This is a genomic window from Bifidobacterium sp. LH_730 (assembly GCF_056355835.1).
The window spans coordinates 17,956-31,821 of the sequence record NZ_JBKETB010000013.1 but is presented as its reverse complement, the minus strand read 5'-3'; the positions used below and the strand labels follow the sequence as shown (position 1 = coordinate 31,821).

10 protein-coding genes and 1 tRNA gene are annotated in these 13,866 nt (G+C 64.7%); 2 read left to right on the top strand and 9 right to left on the bottom strand.

Features of this window, described 5'->3' with window-relative positions; genetic code table 11:
• Positions 1-12 precede the first annotated feature (12 nt).
• The 8 genes from ftsH to AC1AUD_RS11845 all read right to left on the bottom strand — a co-directional run bounded on the left by ftsH (position 13) and on the right by AC1AUD_RS11845 (position 11,248).
• Positions 13-2,103 (bottom strand): ATP-dependent zinc metalloprotease FtsH, encoded by a 2,091-nt coding sequence (ftsH, locus tag AC1AUD_RS11880; protein ID WP_476574587.1) that lies wholly within the window; start codon positions 2,101-2,103, stop codon positions 13-15.
• On the bottom strand, positions 2,100-2,663 hold the full coding sequence (hpt, locus tag AC1AUD_RS11875; RefSeq protein WP_476574586.1) for a hypoxanthine phosphoribosyltransferase: 564 nt from the start codon (positions 2,661-2,663) through the stop codon (positions 2,100-2,102). Before hpt ends, ftsH begins: the two co-directional genes overlap by 4 nt.
• Positions 2,650-3,771: a tRNA lysidine(34) synthetase TilS gene (gene tilS / locus AC1AUD_RS11870; RefSeq protein WP_476574585.1), complete on the bottom strand. Its 1,122-nt coding sequence runs from the start codon at positions 3,769-3,771 to the stop codon at positions 2,650-2,652. The genes hpt and tilS overlap by 14 nt, the downstream gene beginning before the upstream one ends.
• Before the next feature lie 134 nt (positions 3,772-3,905).
• Positions 3,906-5,402 carry a D-alanyl-D-alanine carboxypeptidase/D-alanyl-D-alanine endopeptidase gene (gene dacB, locus AC1AUD_RS11865; protein WP_476574584.1) on the bottom strand — a complete coding sequence of 499 codons (1,497 nt, stop codon included), beginning with the start codon at positions 5,400-5,402 and terminating at the stop codon, positions 3,906-3,908.
• Between the two features lie 3 nt (positions 5,403-5,405).
• Complete coding sequence (locus AC1AUD_RS11860; RefSeq protein WP_476574583.1) at positions 5,406-7,109, bottom strand: ABC transporter permease; 1,704 nt, start codon at positions 7,107-7,109, stop codon at positions 5,406-5,408.
• Entirely contained in the window at positions 7,106-8,047 is a 942-nt protein-coding gene (locus tag AC1AUD_RS11855) for an ABC transporter ATP-binding protein (RefSeq protein ID WP_476574628.1), read from the bottom strand. The genes AC1AUD_RS11860 and AC1AUD_RS11855 overlap by 4 nt, the downstream gene beginning before the upstream one ends.
• A gap of 479 nt (positions 8,048-8,526) precedes the next feature.
• The gene (locus tag AC1AUD_RS11850; protein WP_476574582.1) at positions 8,527-9,753 is read right to left on the bottom strand and encodes a glycosyltransferase family 2 protein; all 1,227 of its coding nucleotides are present in this window, start codon (positions 9,751-9,753) and stop codon (positions 8,527-8,529) included.
• 1 nt (position 9,754) lies between these two features.
• Positions 9,755-11,248 (bottom strand): AI-2E family transporter, encoded by a 1,494-nt coding sequence (locus AC1AUD_RS11845; protein ID WP_476574581.1) that lies wholly within the window; start codon positions 11,246-11,248, stop codon positions 9,755-9,757.
• 126 nt (positions 11,249-11,374) lie between these two features.
• On the opposite strand from AC1AUD_RS11845, the gene AC1AUD_RS11840 reads away from it, so the two are divergent.
• A complete protein-coding gene (locus AC1AUD_RS11840; protein ID WP_476574580.1) occupies positions 11,375-12,256 on the top strand; it encodes a glycosyltransferase family 2 protein in 882 nt (293 codons plus the stop codon).
• A 145-nt stretch (positions 12,257-12,401) separates the two neighbouring features.
• On the opposite strand, the gene fucO is transcribed toward AC1AUD_RS11840, so the two are convergent.
• Positions 12,402-13,553, bottom strand: a complete 1,152-nt coding sequence (gene fucO / locus AC1AUD_RS11835; RefSeq protein ID WP_476574579.1) for a lactaldehyde reductase — start codon at positions 13,551-13,553, stop codon at positions 12,402-12,404.
• A gap of 173 nt (positions 13,554-13,726) precedes the next feature.
• Between fucO and AC1AUD_RS11830 the strand changes: the two genes are divergently transcribed.
• Positions 13,727-13,798: transfer RNA gene (locus AC1AUD_RS11830), tRNA-Glu, on the top strand.
• Positions 13,799-13,866 lie beyond the last annotated feature (68 nt).

The window sequence follows — 13,866 nt, the reverse complement described above, 5'->3', positions numbered from 1 at the left end:
CTTGCATTCAGGTCACTCCCCCGGCTTCATTCCCACCGAGCGCTTAAGCGACTCGGGGATCTCCACCGGCGGCTTGTCGGAATCCGGCCGACGATCGTCGCTCAACCACACCGGGCGTTCCGGTGCCTTCTTGAGGTTCGCGAAGATGGCGGCGAGTTCCTTTTCGTTCAACGTCTCCTTGACCAGCAACTGGCGCACGAGTTCGTCGAGCACCTCGCGGTTCTCGTTAATGATGGTCCACGCCTCGGTGTGCGCGGTCTCGACGAGCTTCAACACCTCCTCGTCGATGATCTCGGCGGTGCGGTCGGAGTATTTGCGCGGGGCCAGGCCGTCCATGACGGTGGTCTGGTCGTCGTCATCCGTCCACTTGATCGCGCCGAGCTTGGCGGAGAAGCCGTATTCGCCGACCATGGTGCGGGCGATGGCCGTCGCCTTTTCGATGTCGTTGGACGCGCCGGTGGTCGGGTCGTGGAAGACGACCTCCTCGGCGGTGCGCCCGCCCATCGCGTAGGCCATCTGGTCGAGCAGCTGGTTGCGGGACTGGGAATAGCGGTCCTGGGTCGGCATGACGGCGGTGTAGCCGAGGGCACGGCCGCGCGGCAAAATCGTCACCTTGGTCACCGGATCGGTGTTGTGCAGCGCCGCGGCGACCAGCGCGTGGCCGCCCTCGTGATAGGCCGTGTTGCGCAGCTCTTCCAAGGCCATGCCCTTGGACTGGCGCTTGGGGCCGGCCTGCACGCGGTCGATGGCCTCGTCGATGGCGCGGTTGTCGATCAACTGCGCGCCGGCGCGGGCGCACAGCAACGCGGCTTCGTTGAGCACATTGGCCAGATCGGCGCCGGTGAAGCCCGGCGTGCGCACGGCGATCATATGCAGATCGACATCCGGCACGAAAGGCTTTCCCTTGGCATGCACCTTGAGGATCGCCTCGCGGCCTTCCAGATCCGGGGCTTCGACGCCCACCTGACGGTCGAAGCGCCCCGGGCGCAGCAGGGCCGGATCAAGCACGTCGGGACGGTTCGTCGCGGCGATGATGATGAGGTTGGTGTCGTTGTTGAAGCCGTCCATCTCGACGAGCAACTGGTTCAGCGTCTGCTCACGCTCGTCGTGACCGCCGCCCATGCCGGAGCCGCGCTTGCGGCCGACGGCATCGATCTCATCGATGAAGATGATGGCGGGGGCGTTCTTCTTCGCCTCCTCGAACAGGTCACGCACACGGGAGGCGCCGAGGCCGACGAACATCTCGACGAAGTCGGAGCCGGCCATCGAATAGAACGGCACACCCGCCTCGCCGGCGATGGCGCGGGCGAGCAGCGTCTTGCCGGTGCCGGGAGGGCCATAGAGCAGCACGCCGCGCGGGATGCGCGCGCCAAGCGCCTTGTATTTCGACGGATCCTTGAGGAAGTCCTTGATCTCCTCGACCTCGGCCACGGCCGCGGGCTCGCCGGCCACGTCGGAGAACTTGGTCGTCGGGGTCTGGCCTTCGAGCAGCTTGCCGCTGTTCTTCTTGCCGCCCATGCCGAACATGCCCCCGGCGCCACCCATGCGGCTCATGAGGAACCAGAACAGGCCGAAGATGATGATGAACGGCAGCAACGAGCTGATGAGATAGCTCAGCATGCTGGTCTGCTGGATGTCGGCGGTCCAGCCCTTGGCGGGATCGGCCTTCTGCACGGCCTGCAGCACCTGCGCGCCCTGGGCGAAGGTGTAGTAGAACTGCACGTTCTTGCCGTAGTTGCGCACCTTGCCGGTGTCCGGGTCCTTCTTGGAGAACTCGCTGGTGAGCTCGAGGCGCACGGCCTGCTTGTTGTCGGTGATCTTCGCATAGCTCACCTGGCCGTCCTTGAGCAGGGCCAGGCCATCCTTGGTGTCGATGGTCTGGGTGCCGCCGCCGGCGAACATCTGGAAGATCATGACGGCCATGAGCACGACGAGCACGCCCCACAGCCACGGGGAGCGCCACATCGGGCGCGGCCCGTCGGAGCGGTTGCCGTTGTTCGCGTTGCCGTTGCTATCGGCGTTGCCCCGGCGGAACGGGTTGGTGAATGGGTTGCCGTTGCCGTTGTTGGCATTCGGCTGACCCGGTCCCTGCGGATATGTCATGCCTGCTCTCCTTGGTAGACCGCGGGTTTCAGGACTGCGATCGAATCGAGGTTGCGGAAGCGCTCGTCATAGTCGAGGCCGAAGCCGACGACGAATTCGTCGGGGATTTCGAATCCGCGGTATCGGATCGGCACCTCGACCTCGTGGCGCGCCGGCTTTTCCAACAGCGCGAAGATCTCGACGGAGGCCGCGCCGCGCCGCTTGAGTTCGTCGATCAGCCAAGCTAGGGTGCGCCCCGAATCCACGATATCCTCGACGATAAGAATGTGCCGTCCGCGAACGTCGGCGGACAGGTCCTGGCGGATGGTGATGCTGCCGCTCGACTCGGTGCCCGAGCCATAGCTCGACAGGCTCATGAAATCCATCTCGACCGGAATGCTCATGGCCTGGGAGAACGCGGCCAGCGTGTTCACGGCCCCTTTGAGCACAGCGATCAGCAGCGGTGATTTGCCCGCGTAATCCCGGCTCGCCTGCGCGGCGCATTCCTTGATTTTGGCGTCGAGATCGGCCCTGCCGATCAACTCATGGTCGATGCATTCCTCTACGTCAGCGATTCGCATGCGCACCATCTTGGCATACGCGAATGACGTGTTTCTTGCGATTGGCTGAGTGCCCGCTGGGAAGATCGACGGGGCCTTGGCCATGCCAGTCCACGATGAGCCGGTCGATGGCTTCGACCTGCCGCGCATTGGCCGCGATGCCCGCCGATGACAACGCATGGGCGATGACGCGGCGCCGGATGGCCGGATGTTCGCCGGCGAGCGCCTTCGCGTCGAGGCTCAGGATCTCGGAGTCGGCTGCGCCCGGACGGACGACGGTTCGGGCGACGCGGGCGGCGGCTTGGTCGAGATAGTCCTTGTCGTCGCGTGCGAGACGCGCCCCATCCGCAAGTCGTTGGGTGACATCGGCGCCGGAGAAGGCGTTGATATACGGCAGCAGGTCATGGCGGATGCGCGAGCGCAGCGGATAGTCGCGCGGCAGCGGCACAGAACCGTTGGCCTCGCTAGATACAGGGGCAATATCCGGTCCATTGGTCGGATCGTCCCAATACTCAAGGCCGAGATCGTCGCAGATGCCGGTGGTATCGGCGCGGGTGAGGGACAGGAGGGGACGCAGGAACGGGACGCCGCCGCGTTCGACGCGCGCGGGCATACCAGCGAGCGCATCGACGCCACCGGAACGCAACAGTCCGATGAGCACGGTTTCGGCCTGATCATCGAGGGTGTGGGCGAGCAACACGGCGGCCGCGTCGAGGTTATGCGCGGCTTCGATCAAAGCGGCATACCTTGCTTCGCGGGCGGCGGCCTCCAGTCCTTCGCCGGCGGCATCCGCAACCTCCACGCGCCGTACCTCGACCGGTCCCAATCCAAAGGATCGGCACCGCCCAGCGGCTTCCTCGGCGACATCGGCGGAACCGGTTTGAAGACCATGATCGACGATAATCGCTCCGCAGCGCACCCCCAGCGAGGCACAGACCGTGCCGGCCACGGCGGCCAGCGCCATCGAATCGCGTCCGCCGGAACAGGCGACCAGCACCAACGGAGCATCGGCATCCGGCTTATGCTCGCCATGCTCGGCGAATCGCGGCGATTGCAGGCCGAGTCCGGCCGCCTCAAGCGCGGCGCGCACGGCGCCGACGGCGGCGCGCAGACGAGGTGAGTAGGCCATGTCATTCCTTTCCGAGACGAGGACACACAATCCATACGGATGGCATGGATGCCGCGAAAAACCGCAGCCGTGCGGATGACGCGAACAATACTGGCGGAACGGATCGCAGGACAAGCGTCATAGGCGAATCCGCCTCAGAGCTCCGCCAACTGCCCGACGAAGGCATCGATGGCCTCGCGGGCCGCGCCATAGTCCTCCGGATCGTTGACGATCACCGCGAAGGTGAGCGCGCCTCCCTCGATGCGCGACACATTGCCGCTCATCGAGGTGACGTTGGACAGGCTGCCGGTTTTGGCGCGCACCAATCCGGCGGAATCGCCGCCGATCCGCTTGCCGGCGGTGCCGACCAAGCCGGCCACGGACAACCCCTCCGCCGGGGCGGCCGCACCGCCGACCTCGATATTGCGGCTTTGGACGCCGACCAAGGTGCGCGCGCTCAGCACCGACCCGGGTGACAGGCCCGAGCAGTCCGACATCACCAATCCGGTGGTGTCGATGCCAAGGGTGCGCAGTTCCTCCCGCACGGCTTCGGTCGCGCCGGTCGGCGAGTTATCCTTGCCCATCGCCAACGCGGTCAGCCGCCCGAATTCCTCGGCGAGCGTATTGTCGGAATGACGCAGCATATAGGCCATGATCTCGCCCAGCGTGGCGGAGCTGACGGAGGCCAAGGACGAGCCAGCGGGGGCTGTGCCGGTGGCGACCTCGCCGTTCACGGCGATGCCTTGGTCCGCGAGCAACCGCGCGAAGGTGGCGGCCGCATCCTGCGCCGTGTGCTGGGATAGCGGCGGATATCCGGGCGCGTCGTCGGGATTGGCGGGCGCCTGGTTCGCGCCGGTCCACTGCCGGCCGCCGTCGACGGCCATCGAGGAGACACCGGTGTAATACACCTGGTCCGCGTTGATCTCGTCCATCCGCGCCGGATATCGTTTCTCGCCGAACAAGCCGTCGTCATATTCCAGATGAACCTCGGTGATGCCGCGCTGACGCAGGGCCGCGGCGGTGCGTTTGGCCAAAGTCGCGAGCCCCGCGCGACCGTTGGTGTGGTCGGGATCGGAGGCTCCGGCGGACAGCAGCATATCGCCGTTGCCCTTGAGCACCAGCGTGTCCGCGGATTCGCCCTGCCGCAGGTGGATCTCGGTGTCCAGCGTGGAGGCCATGTCAAGCGTGGAGGCGGCGGCAAGCGCGGTCAGCGTTTTCATCGTGGAGGCGGGTTCCAGCGCCTTGTCCGCGTCATGCGAGGCGACGATGGAGCCCGTGACGTCGCCGATGGCCGCGGACAGCGAACCGATGCCTTCGGTGGCGGCCAGACGGTCGATCAACGCCTGCGCCTTGGCGGCATCGATGGCGCGAACCTGCCCGAGGTCGGCGACCAATGCACTATCCCCCACGCCTTTCGCCGTCAGCGTCACGGGCACGGCGCGCGGGGCGACCTGACGCAGGGTCAGCAATCCTGGCGCAAGGTCGGCGATGTCCGCGGCGATATATCCCGCTCCCAACGCAAGCGTCAACGCGCAAGAGATGGCGACGGTCGCCACGCGGCGCGCACCATTGTTGCGATAGGCGCGATGTGCGCGACGAGCCCTGCGTGCCAACGGTTTCCTCCGTCCGCGGAAAATCTTCCGCGTATGCATGTGTTATTTCTGCAGCGACGCGAAGGATTCGAGGGTGGCGACGATCCTCACCGCGCGCGCATCCAGTATCTTACCGCCGAGGTGGGTACCGATGATGAGCACGATGACGCCATTGAGCAGACCAACCGGACCGATGGCCCATGCCAGCGCATCGAGACCGGCCGTGAAGCCGACGATCAGCGCGATGATGCCGGTCGGCAGCATCAGCAGGATCGAGCCGAAGATATGCACGAAGGGGAAGATGCCCGAGGCGGCGGCGCGGCCCTGCGGCGAGGAGAACGGTTTGTCGATCGAGGGCACCGGATACATCAACATGCCGGAGACGACCTCGGCCAAGCCCAGCACGGTCAGCAGAGTGCCGATGCCGACCAGCGTGCAGGCCATGCCCGTCGCCAATCCCTCGGGCGTGCGCCAATCGCCGCTGACCACGAGGATGCCGACGGCCAGCACCAGCAAGTAGGCGATGGAGATGCCGGCGTGCACGCGGATGCGGCCAAGCCGGTCATCGCGGCCTTTGAGCCCGGCGAGCACCTGCATTGTGAAGCCGCCGCCGTCATAGGAGATGCCATTGCCCTCGGTGGTCAGCATCAGCAGGCCCATCCACGTCAGCGACTGCCAGACCACGATCGACATGCCATGCGATTGCAGCGCGAAGATCGCCACCATCAGCACCGGGAACAGGAACATCAGCGATTGACGCGGATCGCGCTTGAGATAGGTCAGCAACCGGGCGGAGACCGCGCCGGAGGGGCTGTCGGGCATCCAGCCGAAGGCGCCGATGCCCTTGGCAACGGCACTGGAGGTGTCGGCGCCGACGGTCATCCGCTCGTGGCGCAGGCACCAGGTCACGCCCATGAAGCACAGGACCCAGGTCACGGCCAGCACCGCCAGTCGCCCGAGCAGAGCCAGCCATGCGCCGGCCGCCACATCGAAGGGCAGCTGGAAGGCGGCGCCCAGCGGCGTCCATGCGAGCACATCGGCCATCCGCACGCCAGCGGCCCCCAGGGCCTCGGCAAGTTCGGCGAAATCACGGTCGCCGGCCGTGGCACCGTTGAGGCTGCCGTTGATGATGAGATTCGGCAGCTGCATGCCGACGATGAAGACGACCATGACGATCAGATAGAAGGCGGAGCGACCTCGGCTCGACGTGACCAGCGTGGTGGCCAGCGCGATGATGAGGCGGCACAGGCTCATGATCGTCACCACCGCCAGCGGCGCGGCGATCACGGCCGCAACCACCGGCACCGGGCCCATCCACCGATAGGCCAGCGCCCACAGCGCGAAGGCGATGGTGCCGGCGATCGCGGGAATGCCGGACAGACCGGCGATCAGCAGACCGGCCGACAGCGTGCGGTCGGGAATGCCATACAACGCGAATTTGCGCGGGCTCAGGGTCGATCCCTCGCCCACATACATCAGCTGAATGATCACGACGAAAAGCGTGCCGAAGGCGGCCATGATAATCGTCAGCGCGCGGACCAACGCAGTATATGCCACCTGCGTTGCAGCCGAATCACGGCCCATGAAGCTGAAATCCAATGTTTCCGGCCCTTGTCCGACGATCACGGCGAGCCAGACCAAGCCCACGACGCCGCCGAGGGCGAACAGCAGACCGATGATATAGCCGACGACCTGCCAGGGGGATTTGCGCAGCGCCGCCAGCGTCAGCGCCCAACGCAGGCGCACCAGTGTCAGGGCCATGCTCATCGCGCGGCTCCGTCGAGAGGAGACGGCATATCGGGCACGGCTCCCGCGGCATTGCCGTCGCCGACCGCAGGCGGAATGGTCGCCGCCGGAGCGACCGACATATCCGTTCCATCATCCCCTGCGCCGCCGTCGAGCCAGTCGAGTTTGGCCGCCGCGTGCCGCCCGCCGACCAACGCGAGGAAACGCTCCTCGAGGTCGCCGCCGGCGGCCACCTCGTCGACGGTGCCGGCCGCGCACACCTGCCCGGCGTTGATGACGGCCACATGGGTGCACATCCGCTCGACCAGCGACATCACATGCGAGGAGATGATGACCGTGCCGCCGGTGGCGGCGTATTCGGCCAGGATGTCCTTGAGATTGGCGCTGGACACCGGGTCGACGGACTCGAACGGCTCGTCAAGCACCAGGATGCGCGGGGAATGGATCATCGCCGACGCCAGGCAGATCTTCTTGGTCATGCCGGCCGAATAATCGACGACCATCTTGTCGGCCGCACCCGTCAGGTCGAAGGCTCTGAGCAGATCGTCGGCGCGGCGCAGCGTCTCCGCGCGCCCCATGCCGCGCAGCATGCCCGAATAGACGAGCAGCTGACGTCCGGTCAGACGATCGAAGATCTGCCCCGCCTGCGGCATCACGCCAATCTCGCGCTTGGCGCGGTTGACATCGCTCCACACGTCGGCGCCGAGGATCATCGCGGTGCCAGCGTCGGGCACCAACAGGCCGGTGACCATATTGAGCGTCGTGGTCTTGCCAGCGCCGTTGGGGCCGACGAGGCCATAGAACGAACCGACCGGGATATCGAGGGCGAGGCCGTTGACGGCGATCTTGTCATCGAAACGTTTGTAAAGTCCGCGGATGGATACGGCGGCGTCTGGATCGGGCGGCAACGGTGCGGCGGCGACTGCCTCAGCCGGGGCGGCCGGCATGGAGTGGCCCATGGGGTCGTATGTCATACGGCCAGCTTATCCCATCGTTCGTTAGGTAGTCAGACCTCGTCCACACGCGTTTACCGGAGACCCGTCGGCCTCTCTTCGTCGGCTCCGTCCTCGCTTTCGCCGGAGCCATCCGCTGGTTTCGCCCACCGGCGCCACTTGCCGCCCTATCGGAGCCGTCCATCGGTTTCGCTCGTCGTTCCCACTCGCCGAACCCGCCCCCGTCGGAACCATATTGATCCCACTCACCGATCCCGTTCCATCGGAACCATATTCGTGAGCCATTTCTCCCTTTTCTCGTGCTAGGCACGATGTCACTATAAGAAAAGGGAGAAAATACGCCTTGATTTTCTTGCTTTTCTCGTGCTTATACCGTTGCTAGCACGAGAAAAGGGAGAAACAGGGAGGAGTCGGGGCTCGTTCGTTTGCGCCGAGGGCGCGCGTCCGGCTCATGCAATTCTCGGAGAGAATTACGGCCGGCCGCCTTATGCGCCTTTATGCTCGATGGGCTTCCACTGGGCCTTCGAGAAGATGGCCTGGAAGGAGATCGGAATATAGCTGAGCAGATAGATCGGGAAGCTCAGCGCGTAGGCGAAGAGCTCCTTGTTCGACGCACCGATATGGTCGCGCTCTGCGACGATCGTCAGCCCCGCGAGCGCCATGAAGCCAATCACGGAGAACACGATGCCGCCAGCCCAACCCGACAGCGCGGCAAGCTGACCGGACCATGTGACGAAACCAAGCGCGGCGAACAACGCGCCGAGGATGACACGGATCACGCCGAGCACCGTGAACGGGCACAGCAGCAGCGTGAAGTCGATGCAGGAGAAGTCGCGCTCACGCACGGCGCGCTTGATCAACGCCGGCCCGTAATACCGGAACACCTGCAGGAACCCCTTGCTCCAGCGCAGACGCTGCCGCCAGCTCTGCGCGAAGGTGACCGGCTGCTCGTCGTAGAGGATGGCGGTGCCGCAGTATCCGATGCGGTCGCCGTGCAGAATCGAATCCATCGTGAACTCGAGGTCCTCGGTCATCAGATGGAACTTCCAGCCCTTGTTGCGACGCATGACCTCCTGGCTGAACATGAAGCCGGTGCCGCCCACATGGCAGCTCGAGCCCAGGATCATGCGCGAGTTGTTGAGGAAACGGCTTTCACGGATGAACCACAGCGCCGAGCCGGAGGAGACCCAGTTGTCGTTGAGGTTGACGGAGTTGCGGTAGCTGGTCAGGATGCGGAATCCGGAGGCGAAGGCCTTGTTCATCTCCTCGAAGTAGTGGCGGTCGAGTTTGTTGTCGGCGTCGAAGACGAAGAACGCGTCGTAGGGGTCGGCCGCGCCGGATTCGATCATCGAATTGAGCAGGAAGGTCAGCGCGTATCCTTTGCCGACGAGCTCCTTGTTCTGTCGTTCGATGACATGGCAGCCGCGGGCACGCACGACCTCGGCCGTGTCATCGGTGCAGTTGTCGGCGACGAGCCAGATGTCGATGAGTTCGGCCGGATAGGTCTGCGCGCGAATCGAGTCGATGAGATTGCCGATCACATTGGATTCGTTGCGCGCCGAGATGAGCACGGCGTAGCGCTTGTCCATCGGCGCGTCGGGGAAGCGCACCGGTTTGGCGAACAGCGACATGACGATGCAGGCACCTTGGTAGATGAGTCCGACGGCGCCGATGACCATGAGCAGGATATCGAGGACTGTCAGCAATGCCATGTCAGCGCCACCCACTCCGCGGGTTGCGCATGGATTCGTCCCCGCCCTTGTCTTTGTCCTTGTCCGTGTCGCCGGACGCATTGTCCGCGTCATCCATGTCGTCCGCGTCCCGCGTGCCCCTGAGACCCTTGCCCGCGTTGCGGTCAAGCACACCCTTGGGGATGGCGACCGTGACGGACTCGTCCTCGTCGCGCCGCCCCTGCTCGTCGGCATCGATCGCGTAGACGGCCTCCTGCAGGCGGCGCAGCTCCTCGTTCATCGGCACATGCCCGCTCGACCCCTGCGCGGCGCGCGGCATATGACTGCTCACCGGCTTGATGACATGCTCGGCGAAGGCCTCCGCGCCCTCGACGACCTTCGACTTGTGCTCGGGCTCGGGATCGTTCATCAACGGCGAATCGACCAGCTCATATCGGCGAGCGTAGGTCTTGAAAATCGCCTGCAGGCTGGCAGTCATCGGCAGCGCGAGGAAGGCACCCAGCGCACCGAACAGCGAGCCGCCGACCAGCACGGCGAGGAAGGCGACCGCCGCGTTGATATCCATCGTGCGCTGCGAGATCTTGGGCGACAGGATGAGGTTCTCGACCTGCTGGTAGACGACGATGAACACCAGCACGGCGACCGCATAGGGCCAGCCGCGGTTGGCCCAGGCGAACAGCACCGGCAGGGCGCCGCCGATATAGGTGCCGACCGTCGGGATGAACTGCGAGACCAGACCGCAAAACAGGGCCAACGGCAGCCAGTAGGGCACGTGGATGACCTCGAGAAAGATCGCGGTGCACACGGCGTTGATCGCGGCGAGAATGGTGCGGGAGAACAGGAAGCTCGAGATCTGCTCCTGCACGATGGTCCACATGAGCAGGAAGCGGCGCTGCTGGCCGTCGCCGAGCCACTGGCACATCGAGCGACGCAGCTTGGGTCCGGCCGCGGAGACGTAATACGTGACCATGACGACGGTCAGGAGATTCAGCAGGAAGGAGAAGAAACCGGCCGCCGTGTTGATGGCGGTGCCGGCGATATTCGAAACCCACGAGGCCTGCAGGTTCTTGAAGATCTCGCCTCCGATGCTCGAAATGTTGGGCATCTCGAAGCCGGTGCGCGCGACCTGCTCGGCGATCTGCTGGTAAAGCCCGGGAAGGCCCTGCATCATCGAGATGACCTGCTGGACGAACATGTTGCCGAACAGTGCGAGCATACCGACCACGACGACGGCGAGCCCGACGAGCGTGACGCCCGAGGCGACGCCGCGTTTCCAACCGTGGCTCACCAGCCGCAGCACCAGCGGCTCGATGGCCAGCGCGATGAACAGGGAGATGATCACGTCGAGGACGATGGAATCGACCCTCCCCCACGAACGCCACAGGAACACCGCGACGAACACCGCGATGGCGGCGTATAGCAGCGCCCTTCCCCACCATTCCGGAGGCCTGCGCGCGTCCCCTTTCGCGGGGAACACCGAAGCCAGGTCTATCGTCTGTTGGTCGCGTTGGGTCATGGCCCCTTATTGTAGCCGGGGCGCGTCCGTGAGCCTTCTGTCATTCCCGTGGGCAGACCCCGAACGGACCCGGAGATATCCCTGAATATGGGATGGCGTGTACGCCCGCCCACCTATTCTGAAGGCATGCTGAACGTCTCGATCGTCATCCCCGCGTGGAACGAGGAGGAACGCATCGCCGATTGCCTGACCAACGCCACGCGGCAGACCGTCCAGCCGCACGAGGTGCTGGTGGTCGACAATCGCTCCACCGACGGCACCTGCCAGGTCGTCGAGGAATTCATGCGCGACCATCCCGGCGCCCCGGTGCGGCTGCTGCATCAGAACGAGGAACAGGGTCTCATCCCCACGCGCAATTACGGACTCAACCACGCCACCGGCGATGTGCTGGGGCGCGTGGACGCCGACTGCATGCTGAAGCCCGACTGGGTGGAGGTCGTCTCGGGCATCTTCACCGAGGACCCGCAGGCGATGGGCGCGACGGGACCGGTGACGTATTACGATATGCCGGCGCGGCACGCGAGTCTCAAGGGCGACGACAAGCTGCGCCGCCATTCCTATCGCGCCGACGGCGGACAGGTGCTGCTCTTCGGCTCGAATATGGCGCTGCGCGCGAGCGCATGGCGGCAGATCGCCGACGAGGTGTGCCTCGACCGCTCCGATGTGATGCACGAGGACGTCGATGTGTCACTGCATCTGCTGGGCAAGGGCATGCGGACCGTCTATTCCAAGCGGATGATCTGCGGGATCTCGGCGCGGCGCATGGACACGTCCTTCAAATCGTTCCATGCCTATATGAAGCGCTTCAAGAACACCTTCGAGGCGCATCCCGAGCATTGGCGCAAGCGCAAGTCCGAGCACACGCTGTATCTCATGTATCCGTGGCTGCGGGCACTCTACCCTGTTTATCAGCGGCTGCTTGACGCGCGTGACATCAACCCCGCCGAGCGCATGTGGTTCGAGGAGCAGGCCGCCATGGCCCGCCGCGACGGCGAGGAGCTGGAGTAGCCCGCCTAATAGCATTGTGCCCCCTCTGATGAGGGGGCTCCCGCGAAGCGGGTGGGGGAGAGAAATAGTGAGTTAGCTGGTTTTTCTCTCCCCCAGTCAGCTGTCGCTGACAGCCCCCTCGTCAGAGGGGGCACAATGCGTTCAACTACATCAAAGAAGCGTAGATCGCGCGGATGTCCTCGAGGGTGGCCTGACGCGGGTTGCCCGGGGTGCAGACGTCCTTGAAGGCGTCCTCGGCCAGACCGTCGAGATCGGCCTCGGTGGCGCCGACCTCGGAGATCGTGGTCGGGTTCTTGAGGTCCACGGTCAGCTTGTGAACGGCCTGCACGGCCTCCTCGCGCACCTTCTCGAGGTCGCCGGTGTAGGCGTCCTCGACGCCGAAGGCGTCGGCGATGTCACGGTACTTCTCGCCCGTGAAGTCCTTGTTGTATTCCATGACCGGGGCCAGCAGGATGCCGTTGGCAACACCGTGCGCCACGCCCAAGCGGCCACCCAGCGGGTGAGCCATGCCATGCACGAGGCCCAGGCCGACATTGGAATACGCCATGCCGGTGATATAGGAGGCGTAGGCCATCTGCTCGCCGGCCGGGATGTCGCCGTCGGCGGACTTGGCCAGGTTCTTGGCAATCATGCGGATCGTCTGCATCGACAGGCAATCCGACAGCGACCAGGCGCCCGGGGTGATGTAGCCCTCGATGGCGTGCGTCAGCGCGTCCAAACCGGTGGCGACCTTGAGGCCGCGCGGCATCGAATCGGTCAGGTCCGGGTCGACGAAGGCGACGATCGGGATGTCGTGCGGGTCGACGGCCACGAACTTGCGCTTGTTGGCGGTGTCGGTGATCACATAGTTGATCGTGGTCTCCGAGGCGGTGCCGGCGGTGGTCGGCACGCCGAAGATCGGCACGCTCGGGTTCTTCGTGTCGGCCACGCCCTCCAGGGAAAGCACGTCCGCGAACTCCGGATTCGCGGTCACGATGCCGATGCCCTTGCACGTGTCCTGCGGCGAGCCGCCGCCCAGGCCGATCAGGAAGTCCGCGCCGGAGGCAGCGAACTTCTCGACGCCGTCCTTGATGCACTCCACCGGCGGGTTCGGCTTGACGTTCGAGAACACCTCATAGGGCATGCCGGCCCCGTCGAGCACGTCCATGACCTTCCTGGCCGTGCCCGTCTCCAGCAGCACCGGGTCGGTCACGATGAACGCCTTCGTGAAGCCATGCGACTTCGCGACGGCGGGGATCTCCCTGATGGCGCCACGGCCGAAATACGCGGTCTGATTGAAAATCATGCGAAACACCATGTGGTTCTCCTTTGATTATGGATTACGCGTGAGGACCATCATTCTTCGGTGGTCCAACGGTTTCTCAGTGTAGTACTCGACACGCGGTTGAGCTGGAAATTTCCTGTGTGCCGCCATGACACGCCCGCATTTGCATAAATGACCAATAGCACGTATCATCACTCAAGTTGACTGCCCCCATCGTCTAACGGTTAGGACACCAGACTTTCAATCTGACAACGAGAGTTCGACTCTCTCTGGGGGTACTTCTCGAACCCGCTGGAAACAGCGGGTTTTAATGTATTAAGGATTAAACGCATTGTACGCACCTTGT

Coding starts and splice junctions, on each gene's coding strand:
- fucO (WP_476574579.1), bottom strand. CDS start 13,553: ATGGTGTTTCGCATGATTTTCAATCAGACCGCGTATTTCGGCCGTGGC.
- AC1AUD_RS11840 (WP_476574580.1), top strand. CDS start 11,375: ATGCTGAACGTCTCGATCGTCATCCCCGCGTGGAACGAGGAGGAACGC.
- hpt (WP_476574586.1), bottom strand. CDS start 2,663: ATGCGAATCGCTGACGTAGAGGAATGCATCGACCATGAGTTGATCGGC.
- AC1AUD_RS11855 (WP_476574628.1), bottom strand. CDS start 8,047: ATGGGCCACTCCATGCCGGCCGCCCCGGCTGAGGCAGTCGCCGCCGCA.
- dacB (WP_476574584.1), bottom strand. CDS start 5,402: ATGCATACGCGGAAGATTTTCCGCGGACGGAGGAAACCGTTGGCACGC.
- AC1AUD_RS11850 (WP_476574582.1), bottom strand. CDS start 9,753: ATGGCATTGCTGACAGTCCTCGATATCCTGCTCATGGTCATCGGCGCC.
- ftsH (WP_476574587.1), bottom strand. CDS start 2,103: ATGACATATCCGCAGGGACCGGGTCAGCCGAATGCCAACAACGGCAAC.
- tilS (WP_476574585.1), bottom strand. CDS start 3,771: ATGGCCTACTCACCTCGTCTGCGCGCCGCCGTCGGCGCCGTGCGCGCC.
- AC1AUD_RS11845 (WP_476574581.1), bottom strand. CDS start 11,248: ATGACCCAACGCGACCAACAGACGATAGACCTGGCTTCGGTGTTCCCC.
- AC1AUD_RS11860 (WP_476574583.1), bottom strand. CDS start 7,109: ATGAGCATGGCCCTGACACTGGTGCGCCTGCGTTGGGCGCTGACGCTG.